15 protein-coding genes are annotated in these 14,873 nt (G+C 61.5%); 2 read left to right on the forward strand and 13 right to left on the reverse strand.

The features are described from left to right. Positions 1-47: 47 nt before the first annotated feature. From JHL16_RS14105 to JHL16_RS14130, 6 genes are all read right to left on the reverse strand, one after another. On the reverse strand, positions 48-1,112 hold the full coding sequence (locus JHL16_RS14105) for an ABC transporter ATP-binding protein (protein WP_200185474.1): 1,065 nt from the start codon (positions 1,110-1,112) through the stop codon (positions 48-50). After that, on the reverse strand, positions 1,099-1,743 hold the full coding sequence (locus JHL16_RS14110) for a GNAT family N-acetyltransferase (protein ID WP_200185475.1): 645 nt from the start codon (positions 1,741-1,743) through the stop codon (positions 1,099-1,101). The genes JHL16_RS14105 and JHL16_RS14110 overlap by 14 nt, the downstream gene beginning before the upstream one ends. Beyond that, on the reverse strand, positions 1,733-3,076 hold the full coding sequence (locus JHL16_RS14115; RefSeq protein WP_200185476.1) for a beta-N-acetylglucosaminidase domain-containing protein: 1,344 nt from the start codon (positions 3,074-3,076) through the stop codon (positions 1,733-1,735). Before JHL16_RS14115 ends, JHL16_RS14110 begins: the two co-directional genes overlap by 11 nt. Positions 3,077-3,087: 11 nt before the next feature. After that, entirely contained in the window at positions 3,088-3,930 is an 843-nt protein-coding gene (locus tag JHL16_RS14120) for a carbohydrate ABC transporter permease (protein ID WP_200185477.1), read from the reverse strand. Continuing rightward, complete coding sequence (locus tag JHL16_RS14125; RefSeq protein WP_200185478.1) at positions 3,914-4,765, reverse strand: carbohydrate ABC transporter permease; 852 nt, start codon at positions 4,763-4,765, stop codon at positions 3,914-3,916. Before JHL16_RS14125 ends, JHL16_RS14120 begins: the two co-directional genes overlap by 17 nt. A gap of 74 nt (positions 4,766-4,839) precedes the next feature. After that, on the reverse strand, positions 4,840-6,135 hold the full coding sequence (locus JHL16_RS14130; protein ID WP_200185479.1) for an ABC transporter substrate-binding protein: 1,296 nt from the start codon (positions 6,133-6,135) through the stop codon (positions 4,840-4,842). Between the two features lie 292 nt (positions 6,136-6,427). On the opposite strand from JHL16_RS14130, the gene JHL16_RS14135 reads away from it, so the two are divergent. Continuing rightward, positions 6,428-7,132, forward strand: a complete 705-nt coding sequence (locus JHL16_RS14135) for a GntR family transcriptional regulator (RefSeq protein WP_200185480.1) — start codon at positions 6,428-6,430, stop codon at positions 7,130-7,132. A 4-nt stretch (positions 7,133-7,136) separates the two neighbouring features. Further along, positions 7,137-7,877 carry a sugar isomerase domain-containing protein gene (locus JHL16_RS14140; RefSeq protein ID WP_200185481.1) on the forward strand — a complete coding sequence of 247 codons (741 nt, stop codon included), beginning with the start codon at positions 7,137-7,139 and terminating at the stop codon, positions 7,875-7,877. Here JHL16_RS14140 and JHL16_RS14145 read toward each other — a convergent pair whose 3' ends face one another. From JHL16_RS14145 to JHL16_RS14175, 7 genes are all read right to left on the reverse strand, one after another. Next, complete coding sequence (locus JHL16_RS14145) at positions 7,878-8,519, reverse strand: glutathione S-transferase family protein (RefSeq protein ID WP_200185482.1); 642 nt, start codon at positions 8,517-8,519, stop codon at positions 7,878-7,880. Between the two features lie 11 nt (positions 8,520-8,530). Beyond that, positions 8,531-8,935: a dihydroneopterin aldolase gene (gene folB / locus JHL16_RS14150; protein ID WP_137857276.1), complete on the reverse strand. Its 405-nt coding sequence runs from the start codon at positions 8,933-8,935 to the stop codon at positions 8,531-8,533. 3 nt (positions 8,936-8,938) lie between these two features. Beyond that, the gene (locus JHL16_RS14155) at positions 8,939-9,709 is read right to left on the reverse strand and encodes an SDR family oxidoreductase (protein WP_200185483.1); all 771 of its coding nucleotides are present in this window, start codon (positions 9,707-9,709) and stop codon (positions 8,939-8,941) included. A gap of 16 nt (positions 9,710-9,725) precedes the next feature. Further along, positions 9,726-10,457 (reverse strand): hypothetical protein, encoded by a 732-nt coding sequence (locus JHL16_RS14160; protein WP_200185484.1) that lies wholly within the window; start codon positions 10,455-10,457, stop codon positions 9,726-9,728. Beyond that, complete coding sequence (locus tag JHL16_RS14165; RefSeq protein WP_200185485.1) at positions 10,454-12,604, reverse strand: AAA family ATPase; 2,151 nt, start codon at positions 12,602-12,604, stop codon at positions 10,454-10,456. The genes JHL16_RS14160 and JHL16_RS14165 overlap by 4 nt, the downstream gene beginning before the upstream one ends. A 25-nt stretch (positions 12,605-12,629) precedes the next feature. Then, the gene (locus tag JHL16_RS14170) at positions 12,630-14,312 is read right to left on the reverse strand and encodes a hypothetical protein (protein ID WP_200185486.1); all 1,683 of its coding nucleotides are present in this window, start codon (positions 14,310-14,312) and stop codon (positions 12,630-12,632) included. A 157-nt stretch (positions 14,313-14,469) separates the two neighbouring features. Beyond that, entirely contained in the window at positions 14,470-14,832 is a 363-nt protein-coding gene (locus JHL16_RS14175; protein ID WP_200185487.1) for a cupin domain-containing protein, read from the reverse strand. Positions 14,833-14,873 lie beyond the last annotated feature (41 nt).

Consider the following 14,873-nt stretch of genomic DNA (forward strand, 5'->3'; position numbering starts at 1 on the left):
AATTTGAATCTATTTCTGAGCTTGCGCCGCTAAGCAGTTGAAGCGACTCAGGAAAGCCGCGCTCCGGCAGAATCGAAGAAATGCAGATGATCGGGCTCGATCACGACCGGAATCCGTTCTCCGGGCTTGAGACTGGTCTTGCCCTGAATCTTGAGGATGAGGAGATCGCCGCCCACCGGCGACTGCGCATAGACCAGCGTCTCACCGCCCAGCCTTTCGACCAGCGCGACTTCCGAAACGAAGGTCGCTTCGCTTTCACTCCGCGCGATGGCGAGATGCTCGGGCCGGATTCCGAGAGTGACCTTGTCGCCCGGACGCGCGCCGACCCCGGCCACTGCGAGATGCACCTGGCCGATGGCGAGCCCCTGCTCCGACACCGCCGCCTCGAGCAGATTGATCTTCGGTGACCCGATGAAGCCGGCGACGAATATATTCGCCGGGTGGTCATAGAGCTCCATCGGCGAGCCGACTTGTTCGACCCGGCCGCGATTGAGCACGATGATGCGGTCGGCGAGCGTCATGGCCTCGATCTGGTCGTGGGTGACATAGACCATGCTGCGCCCCGTCACCTGATGCAGCCGGGCGATCTCGAGCCGCGTCTGGATGCGCAGGGCCGCGTCGAGATTGGAAAGCGGCTCGTCGAACATATAGACGTCCGGATCGCGTAGCATCGCGCGCCCGATGGCGACGCGCTGGCGCTGGCCGCCCGACAGCTGTGCTGGCCGGCGGTCGAGCAGACCGTCGAGCTGCAGGGTCTTTGCCACGTCGGTGATCTTGGCGCTCCGCGCCGCCGCCGGCACCCCGCGGATCTTGAGGCCGAAGCCCATATTCTGGGCGACCGTCATATGCGGGAACAGCGCATAGGTCTGGAACACCATCGCGACATTACGTTCAGGCGGCGGCAGCTCATTGGCCCGGCGCCCGGCGAGCCGGATCTCACCTCCCGATACGATTTCGAGCCCCGCAACCATGCGCAGAAGCGTGGACTTGCCGCAGCCTGAGGGGCCAACGAAGACACAAAGCTCGCCACTCTCGATGCTGAGCGTTACGTCATGAAGAACCGGAGTGTCACCATAGTTCTTGTAGACCCGGTCGAATTCAATCTTCGCCATCAGGCTCCCCGAGGCGCCGCGCCATGAACAGCGTGTCGTCCGGCAGGTCCGGCGAGGAAAGCACGTCGAAGCCGAGGCCCCGATAGAAATCCTGCGCGCCCTTGTTCTTGGGACTCACCTGCAGATGAAGACCGGGCGAGCCAAGCTCGGTCAGCCGCTCCATCATCGTCTGCATCAGATGCCGCCCGACACCCTGCCCGCGCGCTTCGCTCAGAAGATCGATATGGGCGTGCGAGGGATAGGGTCCGAGAGCGGCGGGAATCCTGAGAAAGGGATGATGAACCGCATGGCGCACCCAGTCGCTTCCGTGCCATCCGGCGGGGTCGCCGACCGGGTCATGATGGGTCTTCTTCAGGCGCGGCAGCCAGTCGCGCTCGAGCCGGCCATTGAATTTCGCCGTATCCAGGACGCCCAAGAGATAACCGATAGGTCCTTCCGAGCTGTCGAGCGCATAAGCGAGTTCCGGCTCGAGCATCACATAAGGCCCGACATAAAATTCGCCCAGGAGATCGGGATCGTCCTGGATGGCGCTCGCATCCTGGCCGGAATCCCCGGTCTTCAGACAGACCCGGTAAAGCGCTGGCAGATCCTCAGGCGTGGCATGACGCAGAAGATAGGAGTCAAGGGGCATGGCTGTAATGTCCTCTCTCATCGCGCGGGAAAAGATGCTGGAGCGCCACGGCGAAACCCTGCCGATAGGTATTGGGCAAATGGTCCTGATGCGGGAAGCGGGCGCCGGGCTGAGGTCCGGTCGCCAGCCAGTCGAGATAGTGAATGGTGGTCAGGAGCTCCTCGCGGCACTCCCAAAGATAGGGCTGGAATGTGTAGAAGAGATCACGATTGCTGATCTCGGTGAGGTCGTCAAAGAGTTTCGAGACACGCTTGAGGAAATGCCGGATGCGCTCGATACCTCCGGCTTGCCCGGCCGCCTTGGGTTCGGCCAGGAGCCGTCGCGTCTCGGCGACGACTGCCGCTGATTGCGGTCCGAGACGGAAAGGCTGGTAAAGGAGATCCGCCAATAGTTCCACCTGCTCGAGCTCGAGCTGCCGATTGCTTGAAGCATAGACGAAGCGCTGCCGCCAGTCGCGGCAAGAGGCGTTGAGGGCTTGCCCCTCCTCATAACCTGGATCGGCCAGGAACCGTCCGAGCGTGTGAACCGCGGAAAAATTGGCCTCGAACTCGTTATTGGGATTGGTGATGAAGCCCGCGATCTCCGGCACGATATCGGTCTTGCGCCCGCCCAAGGGCCCAGCATAGACGCGCCGGATGTCATAATCGTTGGCGTGGAAATTCTCCCAGATCACCGGCTTGCGCCGGATCACCCGGGCGAGATCGCGCAGCGACTGCGCGGAGATCTCCTCGGAGACGATCTCAGGCCCTGTCCAGAATATCTCGATGTCCGGTACCAATTTTTCGCCGATCTCCGCCAGATAGGCTGACGTCTTGACATCGCCTCCGGCCATGCGTCCGCAATACTCGGTCGGGCAGAAGAACAGCCGGCGGTCGGAACCCAGCTCCTTCACGAAGCCCTGAACCTCGTTGACCACATGCGCCTGCGCTTCCGCGAAAGTGGCGAAAATCTTGCGATCCTCGGGCCCGAGAACGCTCGGCACATCGTCGAAGAGCAAGGCGAAGGACCGCATGCCGAGATCGTCGAGCTGCTGCAGCTTGCGTTTCAGTGTGGTGACTTCGCCCGGGTCGCAATGACGGATATCGAGACAGGGCGAGATGGCGCCCATCAGCATGACGTTTTTCGATTTTGCTTCCTTGGCCAGATTGGCGATGCTGCGGCTTTCCCAGCAATCATAGAGCTCACGCCAACGCGCCCTGATCTTGATGTCGTCCTTTGGAGCATAGGCGAAGAGCTTCATATCCGCCGCCTTGATCCAGTCCAGCATCTCGATGCGCTGCGCCGCCGACCACGGTCTGCCGTAGAAACCTTCGATGACTCCGCTGTAGAACATTCGCACTCCCGCTATTCGGCGACCGCGGCGGTGAGGCCGCGCATGACATGGCGCTGACAGATGAAATAGAAGATCATGATCGGTATGGTGGTGATGGTCAGCGCCGCGAAGATGAGGCTGTAATCGGTGCTGTGATACCCCGAGAAGCGCACGATGCCGGCCGGCAGCGTACGTTTGGCGTCGTCGCTGATGAAGAGCAGCGCGAACAGAAGCTCGTTCCAGATATTGATGGCATTGAGGATGGCGACGGTGATCATCGCCGGTTTCACCAGAGGCATCACCACATGCCAGAAGATCTGGAAGCGGTTCGCCCCCTCGAGCAATGCGGCCTCCTCCATCTCACGCTTGAGCGAACGGAAATAGCCGCCGAGCAGATAGGTGGTGAGCGCGATCGTCCAGGCACCGTTGGTCAGGATAAGCGCCCACAAAGTGTTGATGAGACCGAGCGCGCTCAATTGCGTGAAGAGTGCGATGGCGACGGCGGGCGGCGGCAGCAGAAGCCCGACAAGGAACAGGCGCGCCAGGGCCCGGCGCCCCGGAAAGTCGAGCCGGGTGAAGGCATAGGCCGCCATGCTGGCGAAAAAGACCGACATCGCCACGCCGAGCCCGGTGACGATGATGGTGTTGAGGAACAGCGCGCCGAGGCCGCCTTCGATCCAGGCCTTGGTGAAATTCTCGAAACGCCATTCCGCCGGCAGGCCGAAGGGCGAGCGGAAGATCTCGCGGTTCGACTTGAAGGCGGAATAGACCATCCAGATCGCCGGGAAGCACATGACCGTGACGATGACGCTGCCGGCTCCGAATTGCAGCCATTCACCGGGGGTTCTGGGCCTCGCGTCAGTATTCGACGACATGGCTTCGCTCGGCATAACGCAGATAAATAAGAGAGATGAGGCAGACGACGCCGGTGAGGATCACGGTGAGCGCGATGCCGTAGCCGAGCTGATCGTTGTCGAAGGCCTGCTTCATGATCCAGGTCGCCGGCACCTCGGTCGAATTATAGGGCTGGCCGTTGGTCATGGTGAAAAACAGGTCGAAGCCGGCAAAACCGCCGGTGACGGCAAGCAGCACGGCCACCAGGATATTCTGCTTGAGCAGCGGCAGCGTGATGTTGCAGAAGCTCCAGACGGGGCCCGCCCCTTCGAGCCTGGCCGCCTCATAGAGATGGCGGGGAATGCGGCGCAAGGCGGCGAAGAACAGGATCATATAGAGCCCGGCGAATTTCCACCCCGACACCAGCATGACGCAGAGGAGCGCGGTCGTGGGCTGCGACAGCCAGGGCTGCGCCCAGTCGGTCAGGCCAATGGCTTTCAACGACGCGTTGATGATGCCGGTACGATAATCGAAGACGAAGGTCCACAGCACGCCCGCCGCCGACATCGACAGCACCACGGGTGAGAAGAACAGCGCCCGGAGCAGCGCGAAGCCGGGCCGGTCGCTGTTGAGCAGCACCGCCATGAAGAGGCCGAAGCTCACCTCGAACACCAGCGTGCCCAGAATGTAGAGCGTCACATGCAGATAGGACGCGAGATGGATCTTGTCGGCGAAAGCGCGCTCGAAATTGGCGAAGCCGATCCAGCGCGCCTGGGAGATGCCATCCCAGTCGGTCATCGAATAATAGACGGAGGAAGCGAGCGGCCAGAGCACGAAGGCGGCATAAAGGACAAGCGCCGGCGCGACGAAGATCAACCCCGTCGCACCGGCCCTTATCGCTCCTGTCGCACCTGTAGAACTCGAAATTTTTACGGCGCCGCCCGTCATTGTCACTTGCGCATGGTCTTGACGCGGTCGTCGAGCCAGACAAGCGCGTCCTTGGGCGATTTCTCGCCGCCCGCCACATAGGCGGCGGCCTGGTAATAGGCTTCCGCCACTTCGACCGGATAGGTCGTGTCGGGCGGCGGCACCAGCGAACCGGCGCTGTTGAGGAGATCGGCCATCGCCTTGGTCTTGGGATCGAGCTTGGCCTTCTCCATCGCGCCCTTGACCGGGCTGAAGCTGCCGGCTTCGGCCCATTTGACCTGGTTTTCAGGCGAGGTGAAGAAGCGCAGGAAGGTGATCGCCTGTTGCGGATTCTGGCTCTTCGGGCTCACCGCGAAACCGGTGAGCGTGCCGATGACGCTGTCTTTCAGCGGATGCGCCGGGTCGATGAGCGGCGTGTTGAATTCGTCATAGTCGAAATCCTTCTCGGCGAGCTCGGTCGCCGAGGAGACGAGCCAGGAGCCGATCGGATGCATGGCGGCGGCGCCCTGGAAGAAGGTGCTCATCGCCGGGTCGGCGCCGAGGCCGGCAATGTCCTTGTTGAAACCACCGGCCTGGCGGATCTCGTCGACGAGGTTCAGCGCCTTTTCGAAGTCCGGCGTATTGAAGGGCTTTTCGAGCCGGAAGGCCGCTTCATAATCGGCGGGCGGCACGACACGCGAGGCGATATGCGAGGCCCAATTGCCGAGCGGCCAGAGTTCCTGGTTGCCGATGACGAAGGGCGTCTCGCCCTTGCCGGCGAGCTTCTTGGTGAGATCGATGAGCTCGGCCCAATTGGCGGGCGGCGCGATCCCCGCTTCCTTGAAGATCTGCTTGTTGTACCAGATGACATTGGTCACATCGAGCGTGATGGGCACGAGATATGGCTTGCCGTCATTGAGCACGCCCATCTGTTGCGAGAAGGCCGGCGCGATGAAGCTGTCCTTCCAGCCTTCCGCACCAAGCGCCTCCGAGAGATCCATGGCGAAGCCCTCGCGCGCATCGCGCTGGGTGGGAGCACCCGCCCATTGGAAATAAATCTCGGGCGGCGAAGAGCTTTTCAGCTGCGTGATGAGGCCGGTATCGGAATAGAGGTCGTCATCATAGACGATCTGTTTGATCTTGATGTCGGGATGAGCGGCTTCGAAAGCGGCGACGATGGCATCGAAGGCCTCTTTCTGGGCGCCGCCCGTCATGGAATGAGTGATGCGCACTTCCGCGGGAGCAGCCAGAGCCGGCAGGGATGCGCTTCCCCAGGCCGCCGCGCCCAAAGCCAGAAGAGAAAAGGCCCGGCGCGTCAAAGCGGGTGTCCTGGGCAGCATCACATCCTCCATATTGGTATGTTTTTGGCATGGTATCGGAATGTTGGATGATCGTCCAGTGGCCCATAACCGTGTTACAAAATATATTCTGCGAGAATTTTTTCTGGACTTAAAATGTTGATTTCAATAACATATGATACTTACACTAGGTCATTTTCATGAATTGAGCCTTGCATACCGGAATGCGATCCAAAATCATACCAGTGTTGCCAGAGTCTGCAGACCAGAATAAGGTGCCGCCCGAATCTCAGCCTTGGAACTCATGACTGAAACGCAGGAAATCCGCCGCCGCATGGATCGATTGACGGGCCCTTTGGGAATCCGTCTGGTGATGGCAATGGCCTCGGCGATCGACGACCGTACTTTGGGACCGGGCCAGCCATTGCCGGCCGAGCGCGACTTCGCCGCAGGCCTTGGCGTCTCACGCTCGACTTTGCGCCAGAGCCTCGAACAGCTTGCCAAGGACGGCTACGTGGCCACCCGGGCCGGCGCCGGCACCTTCATCGCCCAGCGCATCCAGAAACCGATCACCCGGCTTACCGGCTTCACCGACGACATGCTGAGCCGCGGCCTCAAGCCCTCCTCGCATATTGTCGAATGCAAGGTCATGCCGGTGCCGCCGGAGATCTCCTTCCGCACCGGGCTGCCGCTCGGCACTGAAGTCATGATGCTCAGCCGTCTGCGCCAGGCCGACGACGAGGTGATGGGTTATGACCGCTCCATCTTCCCGGTCCAGGCCGTGGGAGCCGATTTCGACGGCACCGGCTCCCTTTACGCCCGCATGGACGCCCAAGGCGGCCGGCCGCGCCGCATTCTGCAGAGCCTCAAGGCGGCCGAAGCACCGGCCGACATCGCCCGCTATCTGGGTGTGAAGCCGGGCGCGGCCGTGCTCGCCATTCACCGCATCGGCTATGGCGTGCAGGGCAATGCCCTCGAAGACGCCATGAGCTGGTACCGCGGCGACCGCTATGAATATATCGCTGAAATAACAGGATGAGTTGATGACGACGCTGATCGATGAATATTGCGACAACATCACCGGGATATTGAAGAGACTGGTGGCCACGCAGCGCAATGTTCTGGCGACGGCGCAGGACTGGATCGCCGACGCGCTGGCGCAAGGCGGCCTCGTCTATGTCACCGGCAGCGGCCACTCCCACATGATCGCCGAGGAAGTCTTCTACCGGGCCGGCGGCGCGGCGGCGGTGCAGGCGATTCTTGATCCCGCCCTCATGCTGCATCAGGGCGCCCAGCGCTCCACCGTCCTCGAGCGTCTCGAAGGCTACGCCGAGATCGTGCTGGAGGACTATCCGATCGGCCCCAAGGATGTGCTCTTCGTCGCCTCCAATTCAGGACGCAACGCCTTTCCGATCGAGGCCGCCTTGTTCGCCCGCGACAGAGGCGCCAAGGTGATCGCCATCACCTCCACCGATCATGCGTCGCGCGTCACGTCGCGCCATCAGAGCGGCAAGATGCTCGCCGACGTCGCCGATCTCGTCATCGACAATCAAGCCCCTTACGGCGATGCCTGCCTCGCTATCCCCGATTCCGACAAACGCATGGGCTCGACATCGACCATTTCCGGCGCCTTCATCGTCAATGCGCTCATGGCCGAGGCGGTCGCGACCTTGAGCCGGCGCGGTATTCCGGTCGATGTCTATCGCAGCGCCAATTCCGCCGGCGAAGCCAAGGAGATGAGCGACATCATCGCCCGCTGGCGCCCGCGCATCCGCGGCCTCTGATCACTTGAGTTGATGCGGCCGCGGCGCTGTCGCCGCGAAGCTGGCGCGTCCCTCGAGTGCACCGACAAGACGCTCCATTTGCGCCCGCCCGCGCCAAGCAATCCGGCCACGCGATTCCGACCACAGGATGAAGGCCGCGAGAGCGATGTCTTGAACGCTCACATGGCCGGACTGGAAGGCACCGTTCCGCATGCGCCTCTCCAGCCAGTCGAGTGTTCGAAGGGCCCGCACCATATTGCGCTCCGCCGGATCGAAGCCGAGCCGGTTGCGATCCACTGGTCCGATTCCCGCCCATTTCGCATAGTGATGGGCGGCGAGCGCATCGCCCATGGCAAGAATGACGGCCAGATCCTGCTCATCCTCGGTCCGATGATCGGGGCGGGCTATTGTGGCCGCGACGCCCTGGGCTGGACCGTTCACGCGCGCCAGGAGAGCGTCGATGGCGATCCTGGTCGGAAAATGCGCGACGCCATCGGCCATCATGACCGGTACTTGGCCGAGCGGATTGATGTCGAGGAAACTGTCCGAAGGTGGGAATTCGGCCAGCTCGATCTCCCGCATCACGACCCCATGCTCGCGCGCCAGGATGCGCACGATCCGGGCGAAGGGCGAACCGTCAATATAATGGAGATCCAGCGACATCGATACCGAGGTTAGTCGCGCAACCTTTCGATTTCAACGCCGACGCTGCGCGCATTGGGAATGACGTCCGGCTTCTCGATGCGTACTCTGGCCGCCATCACGCGTTTATCACGCAGACAGGCGGCGGCGATGAGCTCGGCCAGGGTTTCGGCGAGGCCGACATGGCCTGCCGACACGATCTCCTCGACCTTGCGCACCACGATCTCGTAGCTCACGACATTCTTGATGTCGTCGCTCAAGGGATCATCGCCCTCCTTCACCGAAAGGTCGATATTGACGACGATCATCTGCGGAGTGGTCTTCTCCTCGGGATAGATGCCGAGAAGCGCGTTCACTTTCAGGTCCTTGACGAAGACATGACGCAGACGCGCATGGCCGCTCGCCACGTGGTGGGTGATCTTGACTTCGTTGCTCATCGCCTATTCTTTCACTTCGGTGACATCGCGGGTCTGCCACAGGAGATGCTGGCCGCCATCGAGAACGATCATTTGCCCGGTCATTGCCGGGGCCGATAGTATGTATTTTACCGCAGAGGAGATTTCCTCCGGCGACGTGCCACGCTTCAGAAGCGTCAGCCGCATCTGCCGCGCGAAATCCTCTTCATCCATCCGCACATTGGGCAGCGCCGGCCCCGGCCCGATGGCATTGACCCTGATGCGCGGGGCGAGCGCTTGCGCCAGCGTCCGCGTCACCGTCCACAGCGCCGACTTGCTCGCCGTATAGGAGAAGAATTTCGGCGTCAGCTTCCACACCCGCTGGTCGATGATGTTGATGATATTGCCCGAGCTATCGGCCGGCAGTTGCGCCGCGAAATGCTGCGACAGGAAGACCGGCGCCCTGAGATTGGTGTCGAGATGGGCAGCCCAGCTGTCGAGCGTCACCGAACCCGCCTCATCGGGCTCGAAGCGCGACGCATTGTTGACGAGGCAGGTCAGCGGCCCCAAAGCCGCGACGGCTTCGGCCACCAGCCGTTCCGGTACTTGCGCTTCGGCGAGGTTTCCCTGGACGATCACCGCGCTCCCACCCGCCGCTTCGATTTCGGATTTGAGCGTCCCGGCATCATGTAATGAGGTGTTGCAATGGATGGCAACGGCCCAGCCGTCGCGCGCGAGGTCGAGGGCGATACATCGCCCGATCCGGCGCGCCGCGCCAGTGATCAGGACGGCGCCGCTGTCGCGTCGTACAGTCATTCGAATTCAGAAACCTTCAAGGCTGCTCGAGGAGCGGAGAGCACTCTGTCTGGAGCAGATCGGGATAGATGTCAAAGCCGCGCATAAGGAATTTGACGCGCAGGCCATAGGAGGTGATCTTGCAGCGGCTGACCGCCACCGGCACCGAGGCCGCGACATAGTCCGGAAAGAACAGGCCACGGCCGCTCAGGATCGACCAGGCTTCGTTGAAATTGCTGGCGCGGATGCGGAAGTAGATGCTGTTCTGGTCGGTGCACGGCAACGCGTGGCAGCCTTGCACCGAATGCTCGTTCTCGTGCGGCAGGATTTCCTGCGAGTTGGTCAGATAGACCACCTCATCATGCTTCACGGTGGTGAGATAGAGAACGGCATGAAAGAGAAAGACGATCAGCGGAATGAACAGGTACCAGGCGAAACCCGCCGACACGGCGAGGAAAATGCCGGCGCGCGTCTTGGAGAATTGCCGCTCCTGGTATTTGTCTTCGTAATAGACGGCCTTGTCCCAGAGCAGCCGATAGAGATGCCAGAGCCAGGTGATGGGCTTGAACAGGACACGCGCCACCGGCCGCAGGATATGCGTGTAGATCCACGACAGCGCCAGGACGAACTGGAACAGGAACTTGTGCAGCGCCGTCAGATTATATTGGGTCCGTCCCGTCCACGAGCGCGAATTAACCTTGTCCCGTTCCTCGGCCCGCCCTTCGACCTTCTTTTTCAGCGCCTCGACCTCGTCGCGCAGCGTGCTCATGTCTCTTTGATCTCGAAAGCCTGGCGCTTCGGATTATAGGCGAGATCGAGCTTGCCGCGTTTGTCGCTCTCCAGGATCATATTGACGATGATCGGCTCGATATTCGCCTGGATGAAGCCCGGCAGGCCGCGGGCGCCGATCGCCGGATCATAGTGATCCTTGCAGAAGGCCTTGAGATCGGCCTCCGGCACCGTGACCTTGATGCCCTCCTGGGTATAGGTGCGGTCGATGCTGTCGAATTCGCGGCGCACGATCTTCTCGATCGACGGCAGGTCGAGCTTGTTGAAGCAGATGATGTTCTGCCGGCCGGCGAAGCGGTTGAGGAACTCCGAGCGGTAGGTCTTCTCGATCTCGCGGATCGCTTCGGCATTGGCCTCCTCGACGGTGAGCTTCGGATTGAGGAAATGCGGCTGGCCGATATTCGTCGTCATGACGATGATCGCGTCGGAGAAGGAGACGGTGCGCCCGACATTGTCGGTGAGCCGGCCGTCCGACAGGATCTGCAGGAAGACGTTGAAGACGTCGGGATGCGCCTTCTCGATTTCATCGAAGAGCAGGATGCGCAGTGGGTTCTTGCGCATGGCATTGGTCAGGATGCCGCCGGCCTCGAAGCCTTCATAGCCGGGCGGCGCGCCGATGAGCCGCGAAACCGCGTGTTTCTCCATATATTCCGACATGTCGAAGCGGGTGAGCGCCTTCTCGTCATCGAGCAGGCTCGCCGCCAGCGCCTTGGCGATCTCGGTCTTGCCGACGCCCGAGGGACCTAAGAACATGAAGGAGGCCTGCGGCTTGTCCTGGTTGCGCCGGCCCACCCGGGCGGTCTTGACGGCATTGGACAGCATGCGCACGACATGGTCCTGGCCGAAGATACGGTTCTTGAGTTCGGTCTCGAGATTGCGCAGCTTCTCCCGCTCGTCCTCGTTGAGCTTGCTCACCGAGATGCCGGAGATCTGGCTGAACTCGCGCAGCACGATCTCGCGCGTGAGCTCGAGATGATCGTTGAGCTCCTTGGTGAGGGCGTCGAAGGCCGTGCGGTTCGTCGCGATCTCACCCTGGAATTTCTCGATGCGGCCGCGCAGGTCCCTGACCTCGTCGGATTCGATCCCGGCGCCGGTGGCGAGACGCGCAAATTTGGCGATGCGTCCGGTAATCTCGCTGACCTGATTGTCGGGAGATTTCCGCGCCTCGGCTTCCGTCGCCACCTGCTTGTCGAGCTCTTCCTCGAGCTCGAGCACGGCGATCTCGCCGTCACGCTGGCGCTTGTAGAGCGATTTGATCTTCTCCTGGCTCTCGGTCCAGCGCGCCAAGGACTGCGCCATGGCGGCTTCCGCCGCGACGACCTGCTGCTGGTCCTTGGCCGATTTCCTCGCCGCTTCCGCCTCGGCGAGCCCAGGGGCCTTGCGATGGGCGCCGAGCCTGTAGGTGGCGAGCGCCCGGTCGATCAGCGAAACGCTGCGTTCGGGCTGCGCCCGGCTCATGCCGGCGTCGCGCGAGCGGTATTTGGAGGTGAGTTCGATCGCGGTGCGGGTCGCGTTTTCGGCGATGCGGATGCGGTGGAATTCGTTCAGATGGCCGGCCCGTTCCGAGACGATCTGGAACAGGGCGTCGCCTTCGGGTTCCGCCAGATCGACGAGAGTGAACAGCTCCCTGAGGTCCGAATGGCTCTTCAGGATGATGTCGAGATCCTCATCGCGCGCTTCGAGGATGACTTGCGTCCGCTTCGACTTGATGGCGAGGCAGAGCGCATTGATGAAATGCAGTGTGCCGATATTGCGCGCCGCCTCGATAAAGTCGCGCGTATCTTCGATGATCAGCACCGAGTCGGGCGTGCGATCGAGCGTGGCCATGATCCGCTGGAAGGAATCACGGATGACGACGGGATCGCCTGAAGAGAACAGGGCGTCGGTGTCGAGCCAGAAGAAACGCTTGTTGACGATGTCGAAAGGCGCATCCGGATCATGCTTGCTGGCCTGCAGCCCCATGCACAAGGCCGTGCAGCCGACGCCGCCCGGCCCCACCAGCAGCACGGAATTCGCCATGTTGCGGACCAGGATCGACGACAGCTTCTTGAGTTCGCTGTCGCGCCCGACCAGGCGGAATCTCGGCGCCTTGGCCAGATAGTCTTCCCCGCGGGTGAGAAAACTCATCACCATTCCCTGCTCCTACGAACCTCTAGTGCTGGCCCAGCTTGAACGGCGATGGCGTGGCGCCGGTCGCCTCCGGCTCCGCCACCCTCTCTTGCGGACGTGCGACATCGGCGTGGACGCCGATCGCATCATGCACATCGCCCTGCACGTCCTCGGCGAGCTTCTTGAGCTCATCGAGCTTGGCGCGCATGTCGGTGAGGCCTTCGCGCGTGATATTGGTGGCGGCGCGTACCACCTCGCCATAGGCGCCGAGATCGTCGATCGCCTTGGCGAGGTCGGTGTTCTGCTCCTCGATGCCCATGGCGATGCGGATGCTCTCCTTCTGCGCCACCTTGTTGGTGTTCTCCGCCATCTGCTGCAGCGTATCCTTGGCCATGGCCGAGGCCTCGCCCAGAGCCGCCGAGGAAACCGCCTGGAGCACGACGCTCAAACGATCGGCGACACCTGAGATACCCTGGCTGTGCATGGCGCGCGCTTTGATCGCCTGCTGATCGACGGCATCCTTCATCGTCTTGATACGAATGGCCCCCGACGTCAGGTCGGCATAGGTCGCCATCGTGTCGGCGGCGGAGGCATCGAGCATGGTGATATGCTGCTCGACCGCCATCTTCTTCTGCTCGCGCGCCATTTGCGCGATCATGTCTTCGCTGCCCGGTGCCGGCGGCTGCAGCGCCTCACGGGTTTTCAGATTGGCGTCAGCCGCTTCCTTGATGCCTTCGTTCATGATGGCATAGACCGTGCCCATCATATTGTTGGCGTCGAACAGATTCTCGACCTGGTCGTTCATTTTGTTGAGATGCCCGCGCACCGAGCCGACGCGGGTCTTGGCCGTGTTCACGAAATTCACCGCCGCGTCGACCAGGTCCTTCTGGCGCTGCTTGTGATCGTCGGCGCTGATGTCGAGGAGCTCGCGCAGTTTCTTCTTCTGCTCGACATATTCGCCGAGCTCGCTCTCCGTCGGGGTCTGCTGGTCGAGCTGATGAAGCTCGTCCGACAGCTTGTCCAGCGAGTCGACGACCCATTTCAGCTCTTCATTCTTGCGCGCGATCGCGATACGGGCCTCTTCCTTGACGCCGCCAAGGCCGAAGAAACTGCGATTCTCGCCCAGCGCCGCGATGTCGGAATGGATATCCTCGACCGAGGATTTGAGCTGCTTGAACTCCTGCTGCTTGGCATCTTTGATACGCAGAAGCTCCTCCTCGCGCTTTCTGTCGCGCAGGATCTCCTGGAAGGCGTCGAGCGTCAGGCCGTTCGTGCGCAAAGTATAGACCGCATCGATGATGTCGGTCAGCGGCTGCATCCGCTCGTCGAACTGGATCAGCGAAGTGTTGAGGTCGTCATAGACCTGCTTCAGCTCGGAGAACGTGCCCGTATCGGTAAGCCGGATGATCTCCTGCGCCATCTCTTCGCGCTGGCTCTGGAGATATTCCTTGAACAGCTCGAACTCCTTGATGCGTTCGCGATTCTGTTCCTTCGTGCCCTCGAAGGTGAGGAGCTTGGCGACTTCCTCGCGCTTGGCCTCAGGCTTGGTGTTCTCGGCGAACATCACCTTGAAAAAGCTGTTGGCCGAGATATTGGCGAAGCGCGGATCGGCGCTGACCTCGGTCTTGGCGGCCTTGCTTACGTTCTCGCGTGCCCGCACCGCTGTGGTCAGGATATCGGAGACGTCGGGCTTCTGCTGAAGTTTCGGCTTGGCGGCGTCGGCCATCTGGTGTCCCTCCTGACAGAATGTCGCAGGGGCACATATAGGGGGGAAGCCTCATGCCGTCCAGCACTGCGCACACAGAAATTTGTGCAACACCGGCCCTTGTAGGGACCGGCGTTGCATCACACATACTAACGTTTAATCGCGATCCGACACTGCCTTATTTCGGCGTCAGAATCACATAGTGCTTGCGCACCTTCTCGACCGTTTCCCAAGTTCCCTTGAAGCCCGGCGGAATGATGAAGCCATCGCCGGCCTTCAGCGTCCACTTCTTGCCCTTGTCGTTGGTCAGGATGGCCTTGCCTTCGATGAAGTGGCAGAACTCCCATTCGTTATAAGCCACCTTCACCTTGCCCGGCGTCGATTCCCAGATGCCCGAATATAGCCGGCCCTTCTCGCCCTTATAGTGGTTCCAGGTCTTGGTCTTGTACGGTCCCTTGAGGAGCGTCGGTCCACTGCCCTGCCCCTTCTCGACCTTTGGCGCTTTTGCGCCCGTGGTTTTCATGACGATGATGTCAGCCATTGTGATCTCCTCTTGTCTGGCTTGATTTGAAACGGATGGGT

Origin of the sequence: Taklimakanibacter albus, from assembly GCF_016595235.1 — a bacterium.
GTDB classification, from domain to species: Bacteria; Pseudomonadota; Alphaproteobacteria; order Rhizobiales; family Aestuariivirgaceae; genus Taklimakanibacter; species Taklimakanibacter albus.